The sequence below is a fragment of the Streptomyces sp. NPDC087422 genome (assembly GCF_044744145.1).
Classification (GTDB): Bacteria; Actinomycetota; Actinomycetes; order Streptomycetales; family Streptomycetaceae; genus Actinacidiphila.
On sequence record NZ_JBIUXT010000002.1, the window covers coordinates 703481 to 728619 of the forward strand.

The 25139-nt window shown below is 66.7% G+C and carries 15 protein-coding genes and 1 riboswitch; of the genes, 8 read left to right on the plus strand and 7 right to left on the minus strand.

All coding sequences use genetic code 11. The features are described 5' to 3' along the window. Position 1: 1 nt before the first annotated feature. The 4 genes from ACIO6U_RS08905 to ACIO6U_RS08920 form a co-directional block, all read right to left on the minus strand. Complete coding sequence (locus ACIO6U_RS08905; RefSeq protein ID WP_401717177.1) at positions 2-3208, minus strand: helicase-related protein; 3207 nt, start codon at positions 3206-3208, stop codon at positions 2-4. Between the two features lie 29 nt (positions 3209-3237). After that, positions 3238-5172 (minus strand): UvrD-helicase domain-containing protein, encoded by a 1935-nt coding sequence (locus ACIO6U_RS08910; RefSeq protein WP_401716822.1) that lies wholly within the window; start codon positions 5170-5172, stop codon positions 3238-3240. After that, positions 5169-9956 carry a DEAD/DEAH box helicase gene (locus ACIO6U_RS08915; RefSeq protein ID WP_401716825.1) on the minus strand — a complete coding sequence of 1596 codons (4788 nt, stop codon included), beginning with the start codon at positions 9954-9956 and terminating at the stop codon, positions 5169-5171. The genes ACIO6U_RS08910 and ACIO6U_RS08915 overlap by 4 nt, the downstream gene beginning before the upstream one ends. 201 nt (positions 9957-10157) lie before the next feature. Then, positions 10158-10451: a hypothetical protein gene (locus tag ACIO6U_RS08920; RefSeq protein ID WP_401716827.1), complete on the minus strand. Its 294-nt coding sequence runs from the start codon at positions 10449-10451 to the stop codon at positions 10158-10160. 429 nt (positions 10452-10880) lie between these two features. Between ACIO6U_RS08920 and ACIO6U_RS08925 the strand changes: the two genes are divergently transcribed. The 4 genes from ACIO6U_RS08925 to ACIO6U_RS08940 all read left to right on the plus strand — a co-directional run bounded on the left by ACIO6U_RS08925 (position 10881) and on the right by ACIO6U_RS08940 (position 15648). Beyond that, a complete protein-coding gene (locus ACIO6U_RS08925; protein WP_401716830.1) occupies positions 10881-12965 on the plus strand; it encodes a helix-turn-helix transcriptional regulator in 2085 nt (694 codons plus the stop codon). Continuing rightward, on the plus strand, positions 12962-13939 hold the full coding sequence (locus ACIO6U_RS08930; RefSeq protein WP_401716832.1) for a hypothetical protein: 978 nt from the start codon (positions 12962-12964) through the stop codon (positions 13937-13939). The genes ACIO6U_RS08925 and ACIO6U_RS08930 overlap by 4 nt, the downstream gene beginning before the upstream one ends. Continuing rightward, complete coding sequence (locus ACIO6U_RS08935; protein WP_401716835.1) at positions 13936-14796, plus strand: DUF6339 family protein; 861 nt, start codon at positions 13936-13938, stop codon at positions 14794-14796. Before ACIO6U_RS08930 ends, ACIO6U_RS08935 begins: the two co-directional genes overlap by 4 nt. 87 nt (positions 14797-14883) lie before the next feature. Next, positions 14884-15648, plus strand: a complete 765-nt coding sequence (locus ACIO6U_RS08940) for a hypothetical protein (RefSeq protein WP_401716838.1) — start codon at positions 14884-14886, stop codon at positions 15646-15648. Between the two features lie 53 nt (positions 15649-15701). Here ACIO6U_RS08940 and ACIO6U_RS08945 read toward each other — a convergent pair whose 3' ends face one another. Then, a complete protein-coding gene (locus tag ACIO6U_RS08945; RefSeq protein WP_401716841.1) occupies positions 15702-16928 on the minus strand; it encodes a DNA cytosine methyltransferase in 1227 nt (408 codons plus the stop codon). Positions 16929-18248: 1320 nt separating this feature from the next. Between ACIO6U_RS08945 and ACIO6U_RS08950 the strand changes: the two genes are divergently transcribed. Both ACIO6U_RS08950 and ACIO6U_RS08955 read left to right on the plus strand, forming a co-directional pair. After that, a complete protein-coding gene (locus ACIO6U_RS08950; RefSeq protein WP_355336261.1) occupies positions 18249-18551 on the plus strand; it encodes a hypothetical protein in 303 nt (100 codons plus the stop codon). A gap of 221 nt (positions 18552-18772) precedes the next feature. Continuing rightward, positions 18773-19321 (plus strand): hypothetical protein, encoded by a 549-nt coding sequence (locus ACIO6U_RS08955; RefSeq protein WP_401716844.1) that lies wholly within the window; start codon positions 18773-18775, stop codon positions 19319-19321. Between the two features lie 107 nt (positions 19322-19428). On the opposite strand, the gene ACIO6U_RS08960 is transcribed toward ACIO6U_RS08955, so the two are convergent. Then, positions 19429-20580 carry a peptidoglycan DD-metalloendopeptidase family protein gene (locus ACIO6U_RS08960; protein WP_401716847.1) on the minus strand — a complete coding sequence of 384 codons (1152 nt, stop codon included), beginning with the start codon at positions 20578-20580 and terminating at the stop codon, positions 19429-19431. Positions 20581-20786: 206 nt separating this feature from the next. Then, positions 20787-20959: riboswitch (cyclic di-AMP (ydaO/yuaA leader) on the minus strand. A 679-nt stretch (positions 20960-21638) separates the two neighbouring features. Between ACIO6U_RS08960 and ACIO6U_RS08965 the strand changes: the two genes are divergently transcribed. Continuing rightward, positions 21639-22274, plus strand: coding sequence for an N-acetylmuramoyl-L-alanine amidase (locus ACIO6U_RS08965; protein ID WP_401717179.1), 636 nt, complete (start codon positions 21639-21641; stop codon positions 22272-22274). A gap of 228 nt (positions 22275-22502) precedes the next feature. After that, positions 22503-22970 (plus strand): hypothetical protein, encoded by a 468-nt coding sequence (locus tag ACIO6U_RS08970; RefSeq protein ID WP_401716849.1) that lies wholly within the window; start codon positions 22503-22505, stop codon positions 22968-22970. Between the two features lie 768 nt (positions 22971-23738). Here ACIO6U_RS08970 and ACIO6U_RS08975 read toward each other — a convergent pair. Then, complete coding sequence (locus tag ACIO6U_RS08975) at positions 23739-25019, minus strand: hypothetical protein (protein WP_401716852.1); 1281 nt, start codon at positions 25017-25019, stop codon at positions 23739-23741. Between the last annotated feature and the right edge of the window lie 120 nt (positions 25020-25139).

A 25139-nucleotide genomic window follows, 5' to 3' on the forward strand; every position in this document is an offset into this window, starting at 1 on the left:
CTTATCGCTCCTCGAAGAAGCTGGACGAGGCGTCGACATCGCGAAGGCTCCAAAGGGTCGGCCAACCGGCCGAGTTCCCGGATACATTCTCATAGCCGTTCAGCAGCGCCGGGGCTCTGCCGGCGCGAGGCGCTTCGTAGACAAGCCGGGGGTGTACATCGGCCTCTTCCCGCCACCAGGTGACGAATTCGTCGAAGGCGTTCGTTGTTGCGCCCAGTTCGGACTTCTCGACCTGCGCCACCCGGTCCAGTACCGCAGGCCGGACGATCTCGTTCAGATCGTCCACGAAGTCCTCGATCCGTGCGGCGGCCTCATTGGGGCGTGCGGCAGACAGCATCAGCCTCGCCAGTGCGACGATCACGGCGTGAAGTCCGCGGTCCCGAGCTCCGGCGGAGAAAGGTGTGACGCTGGTGGACTCCACCTCGCGGTACAGGGCCGAGTGGTAGTGCTGGAAGGACTCGTAGTGCGAACGGTCTCTCGAGCGGGTTGAGTTGAGCATCACGGCGACCAACCCGGGATGCTGACGACCGACGCGGCTGGTGGCCTGGATGTATTCGGCGGTCGTCTGGGGTTGGCCCATGACTGCCATCAATCCGAGTCTGTCTACGTCCACGCCGACCGAGATCATGTTGGTGGCGAGCAGCACGTCGAGGACGTCCGTCTCGGGCAGCCGCCGTTCCACGTCTTTGAGGCGTCGGGAGATGTCGCCGGCGTTCGCTCGGCTGCTCAGCTCCGTGAGTCCGTCGATACGGCGTGCCGGGACCCCGTCGCGGACTGACAAGTAGTCGAGACGATCCTGGACGTCGTCGAGCACTTGCAATTCCGCGGCCGACAACAGCCGGAGACTGTTGAAGTAGCCGACCAGGGTCCAGTAGGCGTCCTTGACCTCGTCCGGTGCCTGGTAGGTCAGCGCTCGGTGGAGCAGTACGGCGTAGACACGGATGAGGAGGGTCGACTGGCTGGTGCTAGAAGTCAACAGACCGACGTATCGGCGGGCGGCCTTGCGGTCCCTCGGCGTCTCCACGGCGAACCAGGAGTCGCGCGAGTCCAACCCCGCTGGGGGGAATTGCTCGACCGTCCGCGCGAACAGCCGAGAGCCTTGCTCGTGAGCGCGGCGGATGGTCGCGGTCGACGCGACGACCTTCGGCCGGCACGCGAGGGTGTCCACGGCGGTCTCGTACAGACCGGTCAGCGTGCCCAACGGTCCGGAGATCAGATGGAGTTCGTCCTGGACGACAAGTTCGGGAGGCCGAGTGCCGTCCTCCCGGTCACGGTTGAACAGTGCTGCGGACGCAGGTCTCCAGGGCATGGCGGCGAATTTGTCGACCGTGGCGATCACCAGGGTCGGGCGTGCCCAGTACACCGCTTCATCCACCAAGTGAATGGGAAGGCCGGAGCCTGAGGCGAAGTCGCAGTCGACGGCCGGGCATTTGATGGTCATGCGCGTGTCGTCCTGGTCGACTGAATAATTGTGGGGAGAAAGTGGCTCTCCGCACCACGGGCAGCTGCGGAGCTGCACCGGGTTGTCCGTCTGGATCGGCTTCAGTGGGTTCGTCCGCAGCTCGCCGAGCTTCTGGGCCGCGACTTTAAGGGTATTGGGCGTTGACGATCGGCCGACCCACATTCCGATGGACACCTCCTCCTCTCCCAGCGACGAGGGATCACGTGCCCTCAGCAGTTCCATCGAGCAGATCAGTGTGGCGGCCCGCTCGAACTGCTGGAGAGTCAGGAGTCTGAGCGTATAGCGCATGAGCACGGTCACTCCCCCTCCAGTCGCGCCGTCGCGCAGCCTGCGCAGGAAGGTGGTGAACGCGATCAGCCCAAGGTATGCCTCTGTCTTGCCGCCACCCGTGGGGAACCAGAGCAGATCGGCCACATACCGGTCTTCGGACTCTGGATCGACGATGCCGCCAAGGCAGAGAAGAATGAAGGCGACCTGAAACGGGCGCCATCTACCGCCGCCGAGATCAAGGAGACCCGGCTTACCGCTCTTGATCCAGGAGGAGCGTGCGCGTTGTTCGGCCATTGCAAGGTTGGCGAGTTGGAAGGCCCGCAGGTTCTCGGGCCTGTCGCGGTCCGCCAACAGGTCAAGGCCTCGGTGCATTCGTCGCAGTGCCCGACGGCAGCGGGCAATCTGCTCAACCGCGGGCGCCTCGTAGTCCGTACCACCCAAGTGCCGGGTCTCCTCGGTCCTGGCGTCGATCCAACCCTCGTAGCCCGCCAGCATCCGGCGCAGTGCGGCCACGGTGTCCTCGGCGGAAGCGGTACCCAGACTTTGCATGGTGAGGGCGCTGTCATCGATCTCCGGATTCGAGTCGGTCAACAGCACCTCGTGGGACGGCACGAACTCGGTCCTGATCGACTTGACGGCTGATCGGGATCTGGTCGCGAGCCCGACTGAGGGCGGCGTCCAGTCCCAGTGGGCGGCGCACCCATGTCCGGTGGCAAAGCTCGGTGCATGATGGTGAATCATGCGGCTCAACGCCTGCTCGGAGTCCACGGCGCCAAGCATCGCCGGCCGCTCGACGAAGGCAGCGCAGTCATTGTCGGCGGCGGTGACTTCCAGTACCGGTTGGTAGAAGCAGTGCGCGTCACGCAGGTCGTATCGACCTACTTCAAGGCTGTTGACCACAGTGGCTGTCACCGTCACGGTTCGGCCGGGCCCTGACACGTGACGCACAAGCACCCGCAGTTCGAGGCCGGGGTGGAGGACGTGTGGATCGTGGGTGAGGGGAGCGGTGACGTCCACGACGACTGGATCGATCCGGAGCGGTATACGGCGCCATTGCTCCCGCTGTGCCTCGGTGCTGCGCGCCTCGGTCCGTCTGGCCGCGACAGGTTGCCCCTCGGCGTCCTCCGGTGTGTAGACGGCTGCTTGGACATCGAACCGTACCTGTGGGCAAACAGCCGGATCCACCGCGAAGGTCAGCCCGATCGACGAGGGCATTCGCACGTTGGCCAGAGCCAGGCCCAGGTCCCCGGACGGTTCGTCACGTTCTCCTCCTGCGGTGAGCGGTGCAGCATCCAGCCCGTCTCTCACGGCCTCCAGATCCGCTGGCTCGACGGGCCCGTCCTGGGGTCGCGGACGGGGGAACAGGACTCCGACCGGGTACATGGTGATGGGTGCGTCGTCCTTGAGGATCTCGTCGGCGCCACTAACCGGGCCCAGAAGATCCCTGCGTAGCGCGTCGAGGAGAGAGTCACGCATCCCGTAATGCGCCTGGTGGCCAGTCTTCGTCACGTCTTCACCTCTTCCGGTCCGACCGGCTCGGCGGTGTCGGGGGGGTACCACTGGAAACGTCCCAGCCCATTCAGGCGAGGAGCGAGCCAGACACCTCGGTCCCCGATACCCGCGCGCCCGCTCGCTGCGCCGCTTCCCGCCACACTCTCGACGCAGTCGATCCGTACTCCCGTGATCAGTGGTGGCCAATTCTCGGCCCGGCCCTGAGACCCGCGATACAGCAAGCGACACAGGTCGGTGCGGAACCGCTCGGACACGACACCGATCCGTCGCCCCGCGGCCATCACTGCGTAGGGCGGCGACTGGTCGGCGGCGACAGGGATCCCGTGGAGCAGCACCAGCTCGGCCGGACAGCCTGGAAAGACGTCCGCCCGCAGATGCATCTGGAGATGCGCGCAGTCCTCGTTGACGTCTTCCGCTCCAGGCGGCTGCTCATGCGACACGTCGTCGCCGAGGATCTCCATGCCATTCCTGGCCCATGTGCTCCTCCCGCCGAGGTACCAACGGTCCAGACGCCTGTCCTTCCGTACCTGCCAGGTGACGGGTGCGTCGATGACGTGCAGATCGTCACGGGCTCGGGTCAGAGCCACGTAGAGAAGGCGTGCTTCTGCCACCGGATCGTAGTCGTACCTCTTCTTGTCGACCCGTCGTGGTTCTTTGAGTACGCGGGGTTCCACGACCAGCACACGGTCGAACTCCAGCCCTTTCGCACGATGCACGGTCGAGATGATGAGCGACGAGGGGCCCGTCACGGTCAGCTCGTCCGGAAGCCGACCTTCGGCGAGGGCGCGGTGCAGTGCCGGCACGTCGATCGTGCCACGCCCGCCTCGCGCGACCTTGCGCGCGGACCGCCACAGCGAATCGGGAGTAGCCCCGTCCGGTAGGGCGATACCATCCGAAAGCTCCGAAAAGCGCTCGAAGTTGAGCGTGGGAGCGAAGGTCGCCGCAAGGAGTTCCGCGATCCATACCGGAGCCGAGCGATCGTACGCGGAGCGTTGCAAGGTGTGCGGAACCCCAACATCTGCGAGACGGCCGGATAGAGTCAGCGCCTGGCCGTTGTCCCTGCACAGGATCGCGGTGACACCGGGGTAGTCGCGCAGTGCGGCCTGAACGAACTCCGTGTCCAGGCTGCCGAAGATCGACGCGGACATGAGCAGTGACCTCAAGTCACCGTGAATACGCTCCGCTTCCTTCGCCGCTTCGGCCTGGTCGCGCGGAAGCCGCTGCAAGTCCGCACCGAACGGAAGCGCAAAGCGGACCGACTCGGATCGGGCGCGGAAGTTGCGAGTGAGGTGCAGCTCGACCAAATCCTCGCCGAAACTGATACGTACCCAGTCCAGAAAGCGATCCGTCTCTGCGGCGCGCTGCTCCGGGTCGGACACCTGAAACCCGTACACACCCTGCGCCGAGTCACCGACCACGGTGAAACCGCAGTTCTCCTGGAATCGATCGAGAAGGGTCTCGACCATCTCCCGGCGGACGCCGACGAGGTCCTGGACCTCGTCGATGACCACGTGTGCCGGAACGCCGGGTTCGCCGACCTCGACAGCTCCCTGTTCTATTGCGTCCGTGGCTGCCGCAATGCGCTGGTCGAATGTGGAAGCGCTCCAGTCCGTGTCGGGGAACGCGCGCCTGAGCAGTCCGGACGCCCATGCGTCGAACGTCTGGGCCCGCACTCGTCGGGCCCCCGTCGCGTGGCGCGCAATCCGATCGGTCAGCTCCCGGACCGCTGCACGGGAGAAGCTGAGCACCAGGATCTCGGCGGCTTCCAACTCCTCGCGCCCCATGAGCACGTCGAGCCGGCGCACGAGCGTGTATGTTTTCCCGGTGCCTGCGCCCGCCGTGACCAGCACGCGGGCGTCCCAGGGCTGATTCACGACGGCCTGTTGTTCTGCGGTCAGGGCGTGATCGTCGCTGAGTGGGGACGTCACTGCTGCTCCTCCCACAGGTACTCGAACTCGGTGAAGGCGAGTTTTTCTCCGTAGTTCGTGATGTTGTCGCGGACATTGAGGATGAGGCAGGTGTCCTTGCCACCGTTCTTCGGGCCCCGCAGCCCGCGACCGATCATCTGCTGGTAGACGTTGGGGCTGTAGGTCGGGCGGGCGACGACGACGGCACGCGTCGCCGGAGCGTCGAATCCCTGGGTGAGCACGTTGTAGTTCGTGATCACCTGGATCTTGCCCTTGCGGAAGGCGTCGATGCGGTGGCGGCGCTCGGCGATCGGGGTGTTCGCGTCGATCGCCGTAGCGTTCACGCCCCGATCGCCGAGTTTCGCAGCGAGGAATTTGGCGTGGGCGACCGAGGTGGCGAAGACCAGGACCGGCCAGTCCGACGGCATCTCCGTAATCCTGTCGATGATGCGCTGATTCCGGTCGTGGTCGTCTGCAAGACGTTGCTCAGCCCCCTTGGGGAGGGTGGAGAAGGTCTCCGACCGCTTCAGCTCGTCGGCATTGAGGGAGATTGTGCCGCCGGTAAGTTCGCTGTGCTGTACCTGAGCCAGGACGCCCAAGCCCTGGAGCTGCTTGATGGCGTCGGACAGATCACCGTCGAACACGCCGGTGTCCAGGCGGTGTCCGAACCGTTGAACCAGTCGGCGGGTCAGCTCCTCGTCGTTTCGGTACGGCGTCGCGGTCAGTCCGACGAGATGGCGGCTGGTGCGCTGATGGGTCAGCCCAAGGAGTTCGAGCAACCGCGTATAGCGCGGCGAGATCGCCGTGTGCGCCTCGTCGACCACGACAAGTGCCGCCCTTTCGCAAAGCCACCTGTAGTCGGCGGTCGCCAGGCACTCGTCGAGCTTCGCATCGGTCGCCACCACCAGTTGTGCACGGTCGTCGACCGGTGTCGCCGAGTTCCCCGACCAGAGTCGGCTGATGACCAACGGAAGCTCGGGCCCGACCTTCGACCATACAAACTTCCAGCTCTGCACCGCTTGTTCGCACAGCTCCTCGGTCTGGGCAATCCACAGTACGGGCCCAGGAAGTTCGGCGTTGTCCCGGATCCACCGGATCACGCCTTCGGCCGTGATCCGGGTCTTTCCTGCACCCGTTGGCAGGCTCAGCATTCCGCGCTGTGGCACGGGATTGTCCAGCACGGCGAACACTGCCTGGGCCAGTTGCTCCTGGTAGGCGTGAAGGGACGGGAACTCCGAGGGACCGTCCACTTCCAACCTGGCCTCGAGGGCGGGAACCCGCGAACCTGCGAAAGAGTCGGGGAAACCCAGATTCGTGACGAATTGGCGAGCCTTGTCGTTGCCGTTGAAGGAGGTGGGGGCACGGCTCGGGAACGCCAGCGTCAGGTCACGTGTGTGCTCGCGGAGAATTCCGTCGTCGTGCGCATTAAATGCCATCTCCGCTATACGGCGTGCGTCCGGCTCGGCCCCCCGCTCATTCAACTCGCTCTCCATGAGACCGGGGGGGAGCCCCAGCCGGAGCGCTTCGGCACCGATCAGGAGGGCGATCTTGTCGATGATGCTCTCGCTCTCCCGCACCGCGCGCAGCCGAGCCTGCAGCTGCTGATCCTGCTCTTGTCTCTCCTGCAGTTCGAGTGCCTGGCGGCATCCCGCCACGCCGAACTCCCACTTGAATTCCCGATCGGCAGCGGCCAGCACCTGCGGGCGGTCGAGGGAGTCGAGCACGTTCAGGGTGTTTCCCTTGCGTGCCGCCTTCAACGGCAGGGCGGTAGTCCCCATCGGGGTACGCACGACCTGTTCCAGTTCCGAGCAGCGCTGAATGCGGATGTTGCCGGCGGGGGCGCCTACCCGTGCACGGACCGTGGGGAACTCATCGAGCAAGGGAACTTGGGGACCGCTCTTGATTCGACGGATCTCCTTGCTGATCACGTCGCCGACCTTCAGCATTCCCCATTCCTCGACCATGTCCTTCGCCGTGGCCGCGTCCGACTTGTCAGAGACGAGAAGCGCCGGCAGCTGTTCGCGGATCAGCTCCTTGTACTCCGTCTCATTCGTGGCGACCGCAATCTCGGCATCGGGCCGGCACTCCCATGCCTCGCCCACCCGACATCGCGTGGCCACGCCGTCGGGAAATTCGAACCCGACACGAAGCAGGAGGGCGTAGGCGCGACCGACGAAAGCATCGTCCTCGCTCTCCAGGACCCGGTCGAGCAGCTTGCCCCAGCGCGCAATGGGTACGTCGTCGGGCGCGGTCGGGAGCATGAGGCCACGCGCGACCTCTGGGCCGATGTCGGCCACTGGCAGAACCGAGGCGTACTCCTTGAGCTGAGGTCCGACGGCCTCGGAGACGCGGGTGAGTCCGAGAGACGTCCGTACCAGACCGTACTTGCCGATCATCCAACGTAGGGGAGACACAATCGCTTTGCGCGTGGACGTTTGAGCTCCGTACTGGCTGTTCCAGTTCTGCACGATGCCGTTCTCGGGGAGCGCCGAGACGAACGCGGCACATCCCTCCTCCGAGAGCGTCCGCAGCAGACGTAGCGGGCCGGCAGTGGCACCGCCTTCCACGACCAGGCGACTCATGCTCGGTCTCGGCGCGTTCGCGGGAAGACCACGCAGATGGCTGTTGTGGACGGCCTCCTGGTAGTCCTTGAACCACGTCTCGACTTCTGGGCGATGCCCTGGCGTCGGGCGGTCGAAGAGCCCGAGGTCACGGAAAAGCGCCTTGTCGCTGCCGTGGAAGTCGAGGTCCACCGCGATGGAGGCGTCGCGACTGCCGTCGGCCGGCACGACCGGGCCCGGGAGGAGGCAGTCGCGCATCCGACGGAAGCGACCGTCGAGCGTCCGGACGTGCAGGATGTCCAACGGATCATGGAATCTGCGGCGGATCGGCTCAACTTGGGCATTCCCGCCTGCGCTCCGCAGGAGGATCCAGAAAGTCGTCCAAGCCTGGCTGTCATAGTTTTCGAAGCCTTGGTCGAGCACACCCTCGAAACGGCCCTGCGCGTCCGCGACACGGATGCCGATGGTCAGCAGGTGTCGTGCCATCTCCGGACGCTCGGAGATCCGGCGGTCGACGTAGACCATGTCGTCCCGCAGAGCGTCGTCCGAAGTACGGTGGAAGATCTCGCCGGCGACCGGGGCCACCATGCCGTGATCTTCGGTGAGGACGATCTTGGCCTTGCGGGCCTCCGTCATCATCTCGGGATCCACCCGATGACGTCCCGCCTGCTCCTTGAGCACCATCAACGCGAGGATCTCGATCGCGTGCCGGGATGCTTCCGGCGTGCCGTCGGCGACCAACGCCTCCAGCCAAGTTCGCACGCTCTGCGGTCGCACGCCCGCCGCTTCGATGATGTGGTTCATCTTGCCGCGCCGCAGAGTGGTGTCGGCGGCGTCGACCGAGGGGTGGATCCAGTTGACGGGTCGACCCGGATACGCGGACCAGATTCGGAGCCACTTCTTGTCCAGGCCCTGCGGAGTGATGAGCAGATCCTGGGGAAGCTGCAACTCGCCGTTCTGATCGGGCAGGGACGGGCGTTGCGCGGTCAGCGCCCAGACCTGGCGCAGAAGGTAGTCGTCGGCCCAGTTCAGATCCTCTTTGGTACGACCGGGGAGCAGCGGGAGATAGGCGGCCGGGTCCTCGGCCGGCACCAGTTCCGGGATCGTGTCGACGACCAACTCGGCCGCCGCACGGAGCAACTCAAGATTGAACGCGTTGCCGTCGAGGAGGTGTTGGCGGTCCTCGTTCGTCTTCCAGGGCGCATTGAGGATGCCGCTGAGCGACACCTCGTACTTGGTCGGGAAGAATGCCCAGAATTGTCCCTTGCCGGTCGGTACGGTACGCAGTCCCTCTTCGCGGACCGTGTACCCCGGCAACGCCCACGAGATGTCGAGTTCCGGGCGGTCATGGAGTTCGCCGGCGCTGTCGAGGACATCAGCACTGGGAGTATGCGCGACGGAGTAGACCTTCCACCGCTCGACCGTCGACTTCGCACCGCGCGCCACCTCCTTCAGGGTTCGGTGGATTCCGTTCCGCTCCACCGAGATGTCGCGGCGGACCGGGGGCATCGGTCGATGGTCGATCAACAGAACTTTCCCGACGTGCGAGGAGAAGAGTTGGAAGTGGGCCGGGAACGGATCGATTCCTTGGCCGTCGCGTCGCCGGTGACCGGTGATGTCGTGACCCAGACGCTCAGCCGCACCAGGCAGCAACGGCAGGCGGACGACCGTCGTGGCCCAGCGCAGAAGGTCGTCCAGCACTGGGTCGTCGGCACGCTCCTTCTCCATGTCGAGTGGCCGGGCCATCCGTAGGACGGGCATGTTCCCGTCCGACTCGCCTCTCCCATTGAGTACTTGGGCGATCTCACCGGCCGACCAGGACCGGTCGAACCCGAAGCTCCCACTACTGCTGAAGAACTGCGGCGCGTCGCTCACCGAAAGGACGGACTTGACGCCGACCCCGAAGCGGCCGATCTGTCCACCGCGCTTGCGCGAGACGCCCATCCGAAGGATGGTCTCCGCACCCTCCGGGGTGACCGGCGAACCCTCGTTCGCGCAGTAGAGGTACTCGTCGTTCAGGACGACCTGAAGTCTGCCGCCGGGCTTCGCCGCGATCTCATCCGCAGCGTTCTGCACGAGTTCGAACAACTGGCGATCACCGTAGCCGCCTTGGGTGATGCGGCGCTCTCCGTTCGCGTGCTCCTGGACCAACCCCGGGTCAACTCGGTAGGTCTCCAGCACGACTGCCGACTGACGCAACACGGTAGCGATGACAGGGGAGATGGAGGATCCGGTGGGTTGCATGTCGAAGTACCAGGTTTCTGGGCGAGGACCACTTTGCAGGAGGAGCGGACCACCCAGGCGAGCAGAGGGCTACGCCGGCGGCCCGCGGAGCACACGAGTGCTTATGGCTTGCGGCGGGGGACCGGCCGACCCGGTCCCCCGCCTACTCCGAGCAGACGAGGACGAGGATGACGACGCATCGCGCCCAGCGGCTCCTGTCGGTCACTCGGCGGAACGCGGACCGCGTGGAGGCCGACTACGCCCGCGGCGCGCGCGACGGGCAGTCTCCGAGCCGCTACCGATCGGTGACAACGGGCGGCCGGGGGGAGCCTTGGGCGTGGGACGGATCGTCTTCGAGGCGATCTCGTCCACCCTCCTGCGCCATTCGATGACGTCCGAGAGCTTGATTCTCATATCGTCTCGGAACTTGGCACGCGCCGCTTCGGTCTCGTAGCCGTCGTGCTGCGCGACGATCTCAGTGATGATCCTGTCCGCCTCGTACTCGATCCCGCTCACACGGTTCCTCTCTCCAGCCTCGGGGGATGCTCTTGTCAAATGCCCACGTCGCGGTGGGGATCGCTCACGTCGATCCCCACCGCTCCTCGCCAACCATGCATCGGTCATGACCCGCCCGTCGGCTGATGCGCGCAGCGCAAATAGCCCCTGAACAGGGAAAACAAGCCTCGTGGAGCTGACTCGCCATCAGTGCGCGCTTAGTCTCGCAGGTCAACTGCCCGACCACAAGGGGCAGTTCAACGCGAGCGAGACCGGGGGCACACGGTACCCATCTGTCCGATTCTGTAGAGAATTACTACCTTGACCGCTGGCGCCAACGAAGAACATCGATGTCTACCGTCAATTGACACGCACCAGGTTGTCAAACACGATTATGCTGGGACGCCCGCGTGCTCGCGGTCAACACGTGATCAGGACGGGAGCAAACGCATGGAGAACGGCGAGGAATTTGGGCCTTGGCTGGCCAGACAGCTACGACGCCTGGGAACCAGCCAGACCGACTTCGCCAAGCGCATCGGGGTGACTCGGGCTGCCGTATCAGCCTGGGTCACCGGCCGCGCCAAGCCCCGAGTGGAGCTTTTCCCCAAGATCGCCGATGAACTCGGTGTCGACGTGGCGATACTCCATCACAGGGATACCGATGCTGTCAGCGCTTTCCCGATCCAGTGGCACCACTCCGTCGCCCGAAGCGACGGGGTCCGGGAGTACGGCGACTCCGCGGCCTTCGCTTCCGATGCGGGACTGGCGATACTTGCCCGTCAAGCCGTGCAGAACAGCTTGGACGAGGGACTGGACAACGGGCGGCCCGTCCGCATGCGTTTCACACTGCAAGAGTTGACGGGCGAGCGGCTCAGATCCTTCTTCGCAGCGCTCAAGTGGGATCAGCTCGAACCGCATTACGAGGAAGCGGCGCGGTCCCGGCGCTGGTCGGGACACGATCCGGCGAGAGCTCTGCGAGAGCTTCGGGACGGGTCTCCCCTGGTGTTGCTGCGCGTGGACGATTACAACACCTCGGGCCTCACCGGGCCGGAGTACGAGGACGGGAGGTATTCCGCCTTCGTACGCCGCCGACTCGCCAGTTATAAGACCACCGACCATGCCGGAGGCTCCTACGGGCTGGGGAAGGCCACACTCTGGGCCGCAAGCCGATTCGGCCTCGTGCTGATCAACAGCACGCTTTCCGTGAGTCATGAGGGTCGCACCGCGCGCCGGGCCGTCGGTCGACTCGATCTGCCCTGGCGCACTGTCGACGGCATCGCCTACGCCGGGCCGGCTTGGCTCGGGGAACGGGACACCGAGAAGGAACACGAGGGGACCTCCCGCTCGTGGTGGGCCGACGAGAAGACCGTGGCGGACTTGCACCTGGATCGAAAGGGCGACGAGCCGGGCACGTCCTTGCTGATCGTGGGAGCGTACGACCCCTCGGACGGCAGCGCCGGCTTGAGGGAGATGCACGAGAGTCTCGTCTCGGCGCTGGCCGACGATCACTGGGCGGCGATGACCGGTAGCGGCTCGACTCAGGCACTCCTCGAAGCGTCCGTGTGCTCCCCGCTGAACGGCGAGCTCTACGAGGAGCGGGTCAATCCGTCCGATCGACACCCCGCCCTCGTAGCTGCACTGCGGGCACACCTCGACGGCGAGACCGTGGCTGTGCCGACAACCGGTGATCAGGTCGTCGCCGCAGAGGTGACGCTCCACGTTCCCCCCCCTTCATCCGCAACCGCCGTCGGAAGAGCCGGGTGCCTTTCACACAACGCTCTCCTCCTGGTCGCCCCGGCTGCCGCCTCGGATGAGGGCCACAGCCGCATCGTCCATATGCGTGGTACTCGAACGACCGTCATGACTCGACAGCCCCGCGACTTCCGTGTGGGGTCGGCGCCCTTCCATGCCGTACTGCTCGCAGGCTTCGCCACGGGACAGGTGGACGAGGCGGCACACGCCGCGGAAGTGTTCCTCCGTACCGCCGAGCCCCCCGCACACAACCGATGGGGTCCGACCGAACAACTCGCCGCCGCATACTTCGGCGGCCCTCAAAGGCTTGCGGACTTCACAGCGGGTGTGGACGAGGTGCTGCGTGGAATCATGAGCCGCCGCGCCGCTCACCAGGACGTGACGGGCCAGGAATTGCTTCGGAATCTCCTCCGACTCGACCCTCCCGCGTCCCGTATCCAAGAGACCTCGAGGTATCCGGTCATTGAGCGGACACATGCACGGGTCGAACCTTCAGGTGCTTGGGACCTTGAGATAACCCTCGGCGTCCCGCAACGGGAGAACGCGTGGTCGGTCGTGCCTGTCGCCAAACTCGATGTTCGGTCCGGAGGACGCCCGGCACTCGCATGGGCGGAGCTCCTCGCAGGAGAGAATTGCACCGTCGTTGACGACATGATCCTTGTAGCTCCCGATAGCAGGTCCGCGACGTTCCGGGGAAGGACGGCGGTCACCAACGGTTCGGCCGCAAAGGTTCTGGGCCGTGTGTCCGTTGAGGTTCGTCAGGCTTGGGAGGTTTCGGCGTGAGCACCGATCCCCCATATCCAACCCTCCTCGGGCATGTCGAGGTCAGAGTGCTGAGAGCGACTGTCGATCGTAAGCCGCTCCCCCTCTCCCTGATCTCACAGCACGAGCAAGTCCTCTCTTTCCATCAGGCCGGACGGGACAACTGGCGCGAGGGCGTCATCGAACTCGAGGTCACTCTTCCTCAGGACGAGCTCACTGAGAGTCCATGGACCTCGGTCGGATGCGTCGCCATCCTGACGGAGAGGGCGACGCACACCCGTGTCGTCAGCCGACTCGAACGAGGCACCGGCGAGGGTCCCTGGCGCGGCGAAGTGCGAGTCCTTCGCTTCATGCACCTACGACGGGCCACTCTTGAAGTGAACGTCGTGGGTGGTTACGGAGGAGTCGACGGCCGGATCATCGGCGTGGGCGAGATGCCGTGGTTCGTCGACCTCCTTGAGCCGGCCCCGATCCGTCAACCCGAGATCGATGTCGTCAAGGTGGACTTCCGCGCCGAAGGCCAGGAACGGTTGCGACCGTTCAAAGACGCGCCCTGGCTCATCGATACGGACCCCTATATGCCCCGAGTCCTGCTCAACACCTCCTTCGAGGGCGTCGCTGACCTTCTGGGGGCACCTCGCGGACCTTTGGAGAAGGCCCTTGCCGGCGTTGTGGCATCGCAGATCGCAGGAGAGGCGTGGACGGTGATGTTTCACTGTGCACTCGCGGAGCTGGAATTCGACGAGGACGGCACCCCCCGGCTCCCCGGCGGTTGGAAGGAACCTGTACTTCGGACAATGCTGCCCGACATCCTCTCGGGGCGACCACTCGAGGACGCGCTGTTCGAAGTACACAGCCGTAGGACCGAGGGCCGGGGCTGGGCAGAGCTCCAGCCACGAATCCAGTTCGCTGCCGCGCAGCGTGCCGCGAATTCCAGGAACCTCACGAACGCCATTCGCGCTGTCGCCCGTGCCCAGGAAGGTCGGGCCCGTTGAGCAATCCTCATATCGATACAGTCGACAGGCTCGGTCTGCTCTCTGCCGACGCTGCGGCCAATTATCTGACAGACGGCATCAGGGCCGGGCGGCAACGCCCTCCGACGATGGCGATCCAGCGTGCGAGCCTGCCGTTGGAGGACCGATCCGCCCGGTGGGAAGCCGCCCCCATACGCGAGATTGTGGATGAGGCGGTGCGGAGATTCAACGCGTCACAAACGGCAGCAGACGCGTGGCTGGCGCCCCGACTCCACGCGACATTGCGCATGACGCGGGCCGAAGCCGCACGCCCGGAGATCTGGAACTTCCTCGCCTTGGCTGTAGCTCCGGACTACGTGGTGTGGCGGCATCTCGACGCAGGTAACACCGCGGGCGGCTCCTCGGGAAAAGTCGACTCCACCCGGTTCATCGGCCCCGACCACCGCCAGGCGTTCTCCCGTCTGTGGTGGGCTGCGGAGATGTTCCGTGACGGGCCGGACTATCGACTGGCGGAGGTCGCTTGCGCGGACGAGAAATTGCTCGAGTTGCTGCTTGGTCTGGATGTCGTCGGACACAAACCGACCGCACTTGCGATCGCCCGGATCGTGCACCGGCTGATCGAGTCGAGCGTCTCACGGACCGATGAGCTGGGCCTAGCGCTTACGTCTGCTGTGAATATAGCCGGAAGCACCTTGATGTACGAGGCGCTTGCCCCCGACGACCTCCCGCTCCAGGACGCGCTGATCGAGTGGATCGACCAGGCGGACGCCGCACCGGCCGTTCCCTGGGACCGTCTTCCCGACGGACCTGACGATGGTGCCGCACGTCGAACCTCGATCGACACCTTGACGACGATGTTCGAAAGGTTCATCGCCTGACTACCCGGCCGGGTAACGATATGATCGCCTGATCGAATTAGGGTAGCCACACAAGAGTCACCATGCCGAGGAAGGACGAGGTGCCGAATGACGGTTGAGCGTCTGATGGAACATGCCCAAAACCTGGACGAAGCACAGATTCAGCTCATGTGCGAAATGTCCGATGCCCTGTTGAAGCCTCACGGCGCCTGGGTGAACCATATGTCGGATTTTGTTTCCGATGAATTCAGCAGCTCAATGTCGAATCGCCTCAAACTGCACCACGCAACGTCGGAGGAAAAATTCAAGAAGGCGCCATTTGAGTACGCATTTGTAGCTGCAGCAAGGTACTCCGGGAAAAAAGCCCACAAGACTCGTTCACAAGTTCACCAGGGGGCGGACGTCGTTGTCGATGACACGAAGTGGTCATTGAAAACGGAAGCGGCAGCAAAAATGAACCCGGAAAACATCGTTATCTCAAAATTTTCCGAGGCTCGTTGGATCCGAGATTGCCGCACTCCCGAGGATTTTGCAAGTGAGTTCGTCTCACGCTTCATGAGGCATTTGAGCGAATACGACCGAGTGATAACCCTGAGAGCCTTCAGTGTACCGAACGAGGATAAAGTCCGCTATCACCTGGTAGAAATCCCTAAAGATTTCTTGTCCCTGGCTGCCACCCTTAAAGCAGAAAATTTCTCTGAAAGAACAAAAGGCGGCGGGAGCTCAGCGTTGGTTCAGGACCATTCGGGTATAGCGTTTCGAGTTGTGCTCGACGGCAGCGTCGAGAAGGTAACTCTGACGCGAATCAGGCTCGATCGATGCGTACAACATGCAATTTGGACGGTACCCACCATCCCGGATTCATCTCAATAGTCACACCTACGCGACACAAATGAGGTGGGCGCCGGAACCCGCACGCCCACTGCTCAGGCCACGGCGAGATCCAACTGGGTGAGCCTGCCGGAGGAAACGATGTCTCCGGGCCGGAGCGTAGTCCCTGGCAGGATCAGTGAGTCGATTTCAGGACGTTCGCCCGTGAGAACCCACTCCGCAACTTTCGCCAGTTGATAGGAGACCATCGGGGGTACGGCGTCACCGATGTGTCGGTACATATTGGAAACCGCTCGCGCCTTGAATTGATAGTTCGCCGGAAATCCTGAGAGCAGTGCCAGCTCGCGCACAGTGCACAGCCGATCCTGCTCCGGATGAGAATAGCGGCCGTTTCCGAAATGTGAGCACTCACGCTTGATGGTTGGCGAAGGGCGGTCCCACCACAGGCGTCCATAGATGTCAGGGTAAGAGCCGAATTTACCAGCAGCGATCGTTTTCTTCATCGCAGGTGTAAGAACTACGTCTGCATCGGGGTGCTTGAGCATGTCCACCCACGAACCGCCATCGTGGGGCATTGCCTCCAGACGACGCCTCGTCACTTCGCTCCCAATGGATGGAGAAACGTGCATTGGGTCATCGGGATGACCCTCTCCTGCCGCAACTCTGGGGAGATGAGAAATAGCACGACGAACCGTCAAAGCCTCCGGCCGGACAGAATCCCCATCCCATAGCTCTTCGAGAGTGTGCAACTCGTGGTCTTGGCGTACTGCAATAACCAAAGCGCGTTCACGTTGCTGCGGGAGGCCGAACCTGGAGAGCATGTGAACGCCATGATGTACCTTGTACCCCATCTCGCTGAGATCAGCGTGAAGGGCGTTGAAGTGATGTCGAAAGTTGCCCTGCACCATTTCTCTGGCGTTCTCCATCACCAGAACCGAAGGAGTCAGCGCGGCCACGAATTCGGCTGTCTTTGCGATCAGCGAATTCCGGGCATCGTCTTCCATGTGGTTCTTCGGATTGGCTCTCGAAAGGCCGGTGCAGGGCGGACATGCGCTCAGCACGTCGAGGCGACGACCTTTGAGACGTTCGTCCAGCAGTCCACGCAATTCGATGCCGGAAAGTGTGGCGATGTCTCGGCCGAAGGGCTCAATACCCATGTTTGCCGCATAAGTGGAGTTGCACTCGAGCGTCCCGCGGCCGCTGCTCGGCTTCCCGACCTGCGCGTCCACGGCGCCCACCATTTCGTAGTCGCCATGGGCATGAAATCCGTAGCTCATACCTCCGGCACCACTGAATAGGTCAGCAAAAGTCCATCGTTGCATGTCTGCGCCTCTCTCTGCCCAGCCGGCACGCCCAGAAAGATCCTAGCGCGCATGTCCTACACATCACGTCAGGCCAGGGGTTTCACCGTGTGATGGCTGGCAGTTGCAGGTGGAGTTGACGGTTTCGCCGGGGCTGGCCCCATGGCATCCGAAGGCCGGGGGCAAGCCACGCCCAGTGACGCGGAGCGCGCGCGACTGCCTCCTGAGCAGTATGTGTCACACCATGACCACCACCGTGTAGACGGGCTCAGCGCAACCTGAAAACTTCGGATCGCCAGGACGAGCTTGGGCCGAGTCGTTCCACACCTGCCCAACGGCGTCCGCTCCCTGTTCGTCGCGATCAGGGCGGATGCCGTGCAAGATCACTGGCATCTCGTGCTCAAAGACCGGTGGAAACCTCTACGGACACCAAAAAAATCCCGGTCGTCGAGGGTCTGGTAAAGCCATACGTCACAGACAACGCCGTTTTCGTGGGCTGTGGATATCAGAGGTTCCAAGCAGAAAGAACCGCTCCACCTACCGCTGAACTCTGCGGCCTCCTCAGAGACAGCGGCAACTTGTTCATCCGACATGATCATACGTCACTCACATTTCTCTGACGCTACGCAAGCGGTCGGGGTGGCTCCGATGGTGAACCACTCGCGGCGGGGGCTGTTGAGTTGGCGCCACTGTTTGTCGGCGGCCTCGGTTGGCGCCGACGGCCGCGCGGGACGACCTGGATTCGGATTGTGGCGCCGTTGGCCGAGTCATTCAGGGTATACGTAGAGGCCAGCTTCCGTTTGCGCATGGGTGCGTATGAGTCCGGGGGCATGTGCAGTTGAGCAAAGAAGGAGAAGGTCCAGTCGTCCAGCGCGCAACCGTAGAGTTCGGTACGCGTTCAGATGCTCGGGGAAGTACGGCAGCACGGGTGCAGGCTTTTTCCGTACTGTTCCCTGAACGGAATGAACGGCGTGGATGAGTGCAGGATCCTTCGTTCACGTCGAGAGCGTGAAGCATGTCCGCCATGAAGCTGGGCGCCGTCGAAGAGGCCGAGGTGGTCTTGGTGCCTCTGATCGCGCAGTGGCGAGAGCGCTGGGTCGCGGATTCGGCGCCGTCGCAGGGTATACGCACCAGTGAAGTTGCTGGCGTCGCGGTTGACGCGGAAATTGCTGCCACGGCCGGTGGTTGCCTCCGGACGGGCAGCAAAAGCCTGAGAGGAGTGCGCGGAGTGTGACCGGCGGCGGGCGAAGCGGCCCGAGTGGCCCCATGCCCGTCGCGTGGGCCGGGGCGGTTAGCCTCGGAGGCAAGGCTTCGGGGTTGGTGCGTGAGGAGGAGGACGGGATGGCTGGGGTTCCGGCGAGTGTGGTGGCGGCGGGCGGGCTGATCGGCGGCTACGGGGTGGCCCGGTGGACGCGGAAGCGGGCCCTTGGGGGCGTGGCCCTCGCGGCGGCGGGCACGCTCGCGGCCCGCGAGTGGCACGCGCGCTCGGGTCCGGCGGTCGCCACGACGCTGACCACCGTCTACGTGGCGGCTTTCGCGGGTTCGCACCCTCTCGCCCGCAAGCTCGGCGCCTGGCCCGCCGTCTTCACCGTCGCGGGTGGCGTGGCCGCCGCGTCCTGGGCCGTGACGGGCCGACGCGGCTGAGGCGGCGCGCTTGAACGCGGACGCCGACGCGGGCGACGCGCCCAGGGCGGTCGCGGGCCGACGCCGACATCGCCGCCACCCCTGAGACCACGCCCCGGCCGCGACGGGCCGACGCCGTTGAGGCCCCGCGCTTGAACGGCGACGTGGCCGCCACCCCTGAGACCACGTCCCCGGCCGTGACGGGCCCGCGCGGCTGAGAGCCGCGTGTTTGAATGCCGCGCATGGACGACGACGATGTCACGACCGGCGGCGGGGCCGCCGGTTCCGGGTCGGCGCGGATATGGATCGGCGCGATCCCGTCGGTGGATCCGGACGGCGTGGAAGTGATTCTGGACCTCGATCTGGACTCGCCCGACCCGGCGGAGCGGATGATCCGTCTGCTGCTGAACCGGGGGCACGAGGGCGAGGAGGGCGTCTTTTATCTGCTGCCGGACGACCTCTCGGCGCGTTATGAGCGGATCGGCGAGCGGTTGGCCGTGACGGTGCTGTCGCACCGCGCGGTGCTGGACGCCGATCTGGGCGAGACGGACGAGTTGCGGACGCACCTCGCCGGGCTGGCCCGCGATCCGCTCGACGCCGACCGTCTGGTCCTGCTGCGGGGCGAGATCGTCACCGACTTCGTGCCGGCGGTCCAGGACGACGGCGCGCAGCCGTTGCTCGTCATCGAGCACACCGATGCCGCCGCCACGCTGGCGGATGTCCTGCGCCAGTTCGACGAGGGCGGGACGGGTATCGCCGTGCTGTCGGCGACGCTGGACCGGAAGGGCTGACCGAACGAGCCGCATGCCAACGGCCCTGGCGTCGGGGGGGGAGCGCCAGGGCCGTCGGGGTTAACCGGAGGAGCGGTCCCGGGTGGAGCGGGACCGTCCCGGATGGTTCAGACGGCGATGTCGTGGGCGCGGAGCCAGACGGCCGGGTCGATGGGGGCGGCCCCGGCGGCGGGGCGGACTTCCAGGTGGAGGTGGGGGCTGGTGACGTTGCCGGTGGCGCCGACGCGCCCGATGGTGTCGCCGGTGATGACCTCGCCGGAGGTGACGACCATGGTGGAGAGGTGGCAGTACCACAGCTCGGTGCCGTCATCGAGGGTGAGGATCACGCGGTAGCCGTACGAGCCCGCCCACCCGGCCGAGGTGACCGTACCGGTGTGGATGGCGTGCACCGGGGTGCCGGTGGGAGCGGCGAAGTCCTGGCCGGAGTGGGTGTTGGCCCACAGGGAACTGGCCTCGCCGAAGCTGTCGGTGAGCGTGTACGAGGCGAGCGGCTTGAGGTACGAGACCGCGAGGTGGGCCAGGCGCTCGGACTCGGCCTTGGCGGCGGCCTCGGCATCGGCCTTGGCCTGTGCTTCCGCCGCGGCCTTCGCGGCGGCGGCCTGCTCGCGTACCTTCTGCGCGGCGGCCTCGCGGGCGGCCTGCTGGGCCGCCGCCTTCTCGGCCGCCTCGCGCTCGGCCCGCGCGGCGGCGTCCCGCTGCCGCGTGGCCTCGTCGATGATGCGGGCGCGCAGGGCCTCACCGGGGTCGGTGGGCACGGGGGCGGCGGACGGCGCGACGTCGACGGAGGAGGCGGCCACCACGGCGGTCGGAGCCGTGGTCGAAACCGGCGCCAAGTCCGTGGCCGGAACCAAGTCCGTGGGCGGAGCCAAGTCGGGGTCCGGAGCCAAGTCCGTGGCCGTGGCCGTATCGGCGGCCGTGCTCACGGAGGTGTCGGGGGCCGACACGTCCCGTACCGCCGCGCCGAAGAAGTCACCGGTCGTGGGCAGCGCCGAGACGCCGGGGGAACCGGCGGGCGAGACCCCAGTCGAACTCGGGGGCAGGTCAAGGGAGTCGGGAATTTCCGGCAGGTCCGGGACCGCTATGGGCGCGGGTACGGCGTCGGCCGCGACGGCCACGCCCCCGGCCCCTACGGCGGCCATCGCGGCGACGCCGAGGACGGTCGAGCCACGGGCCACGGAGCCGACGGAGCGCTGGCGCGGAAGCCGGTGACGGTTCGCGCCCTGAACGCCGTACGCGCCGTATCCGCCCTGCGCGCCCACGGCACCGGCGTCGCCCTGGGCCGCGACGTACGCGGCGGCTTCGGCAGTGGCAGAGACAGAGGCAACAGAAGCAGAAGCAGTGGCTTCGGCAGAGGCGGCGGAATCCCCTGGAGAATTCCAGTCGTCCCACTCGCCGGGGGGATCGGCCGCTGGGGCCGCCGGGGCGGGAGCGTAGGCAGGCTGGTTGGACGCCACGCGGGCGCACTCCTTTCCTTCCTTGTCGCCTACCGGGTTAGCTGACGGGTTCGGAGCAGGAAGGTCTCCTACGGGCCTGGATGCTGCCCGATTCACCCCATTGGACCCCTCCCGTACGCCAGGGTGTGGCGAGCAGGAGGGCGGGTCCCCGGTTCCCGCGGACGGGATTCGGCAAGCGCGCGGTGCCGCCTCTGTGGCGGTGGTGACAACCGCGCTGCGTTATCGAACGTTAATAGAGCCGGGGTCGTTTTCCAAGCCGAATCAAAGAGTTGACGTCGGGAACCAAACGGTCACGGAGTGCGTGATACGGGTAAACCCGGCACCGGATGTGGCCGGGTAGTGATGTGAGTGTGTGTCAGTTGTTATGCACAGGGGGACGGTTCGATTACGTACGGTCAGGGCGCAGCGCCGATTCCGCGTGTATGGCTGTGTACGGCGTCGACCGACGGCCGGGGTCCGGCAGCCAAGCAACGGGCGGCGACGGGGCCGCCGCGGTCCCGCCACCGGTGTGGACCTCTGCCAATTCGCGAATCGCTTGGCAGGTCACGCACCCGGACCCCACCATGAGCAGGCCCCGCACTTCTGTCATGCACTCGTCCTCTCCATGACGCCCAAGGGAGCTTTTCATGGCACGCCCCAGCGACCCCCAAGTACCTGCGCCGTCAAGCCGGTTGAGCCCGGCCGGTGAATCCGGCCAGGTTGGGCGCGAAGTCGACGCCTCGGGCACGCTCGGGGTTACGTCCTCGGGTACGTCCGGGGGCACGCCCGGCGTGACGTCCACGGGTACGTCCGGGGTCGTGTCCGGGGTCCCGGTCCCGTCCGGGGTTGTCTCCGGCACCGAACCCACCGGCTCACCCGGGCGCATACCCGGCGCCCCCGCCGGGCCCCCGCTCGCGGCGGAGACGCCCACCCGGCGCTCGCTGCTGCGCGGCACCCTCGCCTTCGGGGCCGCCGTCACCGTCGGCGTCACGGCGGACCTGACGTCCGGGATCGGCCGCGCGTCGGCCGCCACCGTGGACTACCCGTCGGCCTCCTGGACCCCGGCCAGTTCCGGCAACTACACGGCGTCCAACCGTACTTCGACCTACCCGATCAACCTCGTGGTGATCCACGTCACCCAGGAGTCCTTCACCGACACCATCAGCCTCTTCCAGGACCCCTCCCACGCGGCGGCGGCCCACTACGTCGTCCGCTCGGGCGACGGCGCCATCGCCCAGTGCGTCCGCGAGCGCGATGTCGCCTGGCACGCGGGCAACTGGGACTACAACACCCGCAGCATCGGCATCGAGCACGAGGGCTGGGTCGACCAGCCCGCCTACTTCACCACCGCGATGTACCACTCCTCGGCCGCCCTCACCGCCGAGATCTGCGACAAGTACGGCATCCCCAAGGACCGCGACCACATCATCGGCCACGTCCAGGTCCCCGGCACCGACCACACCGACCCCGGACCCAACTGGGACTGGGTCCGCTACATCCGCCTGGTCAACGGCACCTGACGCCTCCGGCGCGGAATCGGCGCGGAATCGGCGCGGATTCCGGGGACGGTGCCCGAGCGCACGGCGGCCTTCACCTCGTGGACGTGGCCGCGTCCAGGGGAGGCAGGAGGTCGCCGTGGTGGAGGCGGAGGAGCCGGTCGTGGGCGGGGGTGAAGAGCGCGCGGCCGGTGTCCGGCGGTACGTCGCCGGGGCGGCCGGCGGGGGGAGTGCGGTGGCCGGGAGGGACGTGTGGCCCGTCGCGCGCAGGAGGCGGGCGAGTGCCTCTTCGCGCGCGGGGCCCGCCAGTTCCTCGTCGGTGATCACGCAGACCGCCGGGTGGCGGATGAGCCACTGGCTCCGGCGGGCCTCGTGCATGCCGGGGAAGCCGGGGTCGGTCAGCGCGAGGGTGATACGGGCGTCCAGCGTCGGCAGGGCGGTGAGGATGTCGCGGTAGACGAGGTGTTCCGGCAGGGAGCCCACCTGGCCCTCGGGCCGGGTGAGGGCGCGGATCTGGCTGATGATCCGGTCGCGGATGTCCCGGTGGTGGAAGACGATCGGCGGCCGTCCGCCGGAGTGCCAGACGCGCAGAAGGTCGGCGTCGGCCCGGCGCAGGTCCAGGCCGGTGACGTACCAACAGCCCCTGCCCGGAAGCAGATCGAGCAGTTCGGCGGCGGGCAGCCGGGCCAGCCGGGCTTCGGCGCCGGGGTCCACGGGTGAGCCGTGCGTGACCGGCTGGCCCAGGCGCGTCCACCACACCCGCCACAGGGCGCTGACCGCCTCGTGAAAAGCGGGCTCCGCATTCGGGTTCGGACTCGGATTCGGGTTCAGCAGGCGGGCGGCCCTCTCGGGACCGTAGGCGGCCGTGAGCAGCGAATACACCTCGCCAGGACCGGGCTGCCGCGGCCCGGCCGACTGATCTCCGCTCATCGTGCCGAGCGAGGCATACCCGAGCGCGCCGGTGATCCCGGCCACCACCGGCGTCCCACTGCCCGGCAAAGACACGACGATCAAGTGGGCAGCGGACATGTAACTCTCCGAAGAAGTCGGGGCGGGCCGGGCTTGATGCCCGGCGATGAGCGCGCCATGGCGGGGGTACGTGGGCGCGTGGCGCTCACGGCCACGGGGCCCGGTCGCGGGTACGTGACCACCCGCGTGTGGCCGACCGGTATGCGGGCCGCACGGGAGTACGTTGCGCGTGGTGCACGCGGGTGCGCGGCCAAACGGTGGGTCGCCACCCGCGACGGGCCACCAGTACGCGAGTCACACCGACGTACGTAGCGCGTGGTGCCCGCGCCCGCACCCGCGCGGCTGGTGCGGCCGCCCGGTCGGAGCCACCCTGGGCGTGGCGCGCACGCACGAGTAAGGCCGCCGGGACACGGCCAGGCGTGCGGCGCACGGGGACGCGCGGGGCGAGGGGCGGTCGGCCGCCCGGGCGGACGGGACGGCCACGGACGGCGCGGGGGTACGCGGTCGGCGGTGTGGCGGTCACGCCGGAGTAGGTGGCGGTCGGCGGTCGGCCGCCGGGTCAGCGGAGACGACCGGGCCGCCCGGCGTAAGGAGAAGGTCTTCGTATACGTGGTGGCGGCGGGCCGTGACGCGGTCGTGGAGCAGGGCGGCGGCGCGGGCGGGTTCTCCGGCGTCCGCGAGGGCGCGGGCGAGGGTGTCGTGGATGATCTCGCGCTCCACGCGCACCCCGCCGATCCGGTCCGCCGCCTCGCCCAGGTCGGTGAGGAGGTCGGCCGCCGCCCGGGAGCGGCCCGCGGTGATCTCCGCCAACGCCCGTACCACCGGGGCCAGTACGTCGCGGAACTCCGTGCGCGGGTCGGCGGCGGCGCGGCGGGCCAGGGCGTGCAGGTCGTCGGTCGCGGCCTCCACGGCCAGGGCGAGGGCGAGGTTGAAGGTGTGGAAGACCTCCGCCATGCCGCCCGGTCCGGCCAGCAACTCCCGTACGTGCGCGGGGTCGTTGCGCCCGGCCGGTTCCTGTCCGGCCAGCAGCAGGCGCCAGTTGGTCGCGGCCCGCATGCCGACGTCGGACCTGGACAGGGCCGCGTCCGCGCGGCGACGGGCGTCGGCGAAGTCGCCGCAGGCGATGGACTGGAGCGCGGCGTGCCAGGTGAGATGGCGCGACTGCACCGCGCGGGGGTCCGCCGCGAGCCACGCGTCGAGGAATTCCGTGCCCGCCCGCCCGGTGCCCAACTCGTGCTCGGCGTGGGCGAGGGCGTGGGCGGCGACGCCCGAGCGCGGGCAGATTTCCAGGGCGCGTACCGCGAGCCGGTGGGCGTCGCGTACCCGCCCCTGCTCGGCGCGGGCGGCGGCCAGCCAGCTCGTCCAGGGCCAGTTGGCGGGGCCCGCGAGGGCGGCCTGTTCCTCGACGAGGGCTTCGCCCCGCGCGCGTCCGGCCGGGTCCGCGTCCGCGGCGAAGGCGCCGAGCATGAGCCCGGCGACCTCGTCGGCCGGCCACCGGGCGAAGTGCGCCACCAGGTGGTCCGCGGTGAGCGCGTACTGCCGGTGCGTGAAGAGGAACACGCCGTACACCACGCTCGCCTCGCGCTCGCCGGCCGCCTGCGCGTCGCGGTACGCGACGGCCAACTCCGCCTTCAGCTCCGCGTCGCCGAGGCCGTCGCCGGTCGCCAGGGTGAGCAGCGCACGGGCCAGGCCGCAGTCCGGTTCCGAGGCCGCCCACCGGCGGAGCGACGGCAGCGCCTGCCCGCTGAGGGCGAGCAGTTCGGCCACCGCCCGGTCGCCGGGCGCGGCACTCGCGGCCACACCCGTACCGACACCCGGCGCAGCGCACGTACCCCCGCCCGTACCAACGCCCGCCACCGTAACCACCGTTGTGCCCGCCGTTGCCGTCATCCGACCGGCCGCCGCTCGCCGCTCCGCCGC

Excerpts from the sequence above, each read along its gene's own strand:
- ACIO6U_RS08905 (WP_401717177.1), bottom strand. The coding sequence starts at position 3,208 with ATGCGTGACTCTCTCCTCGACGCGCTACGCAGGGATCTTCTGGGCCCG.
- ACIO6U_RS08915 (WP_401716825.1), bottom strand. The coding sequence starts at position 9,956 with ATGCAACCCACCGGATCCTCCATCTCCCCTGTCATCGCTACCGTGTTG.
- ACIO6U_RS08925 (WP_401716830.1), top strand. The coding sequence starts at position 10,881 with ATGGAGAACGGCGAGGAATTTGGGCCTTGGCTGGCCAGACAGCTACGA.
- ACIO6U_RS08940 (WP_401716838.1), top strand. The coding sequence starts at position 14,884 with ATGACGGTTGAGCGTCTGATGGAACATGCCCAAAACCTGGACGAAGCA.
- ACIO6U_RS08945 (WP_401716841.1), bottom strand. The coding sequence starts at position 16,928 with ATGCAACGATGGACTTTTGCTGACCTATTCAGTGGTGCCGGAGGTATG.
- ACIO6U_RS08950 (WP_355336261.1), top strand. The coding sequence starts at position 18,249 with ATGGCTGGGGTTCCGGCGAGTGTGGTGGCGGCGGGCGGGCTGATCGGC.
- ACIO6U_RS08955 (WP_401716844.1), top strand. The coding sequence starts at position 18,773 with ATGGACGACGACGATGTCACGACCGGCGGCGGGGCCGCCGGTTCCGGG.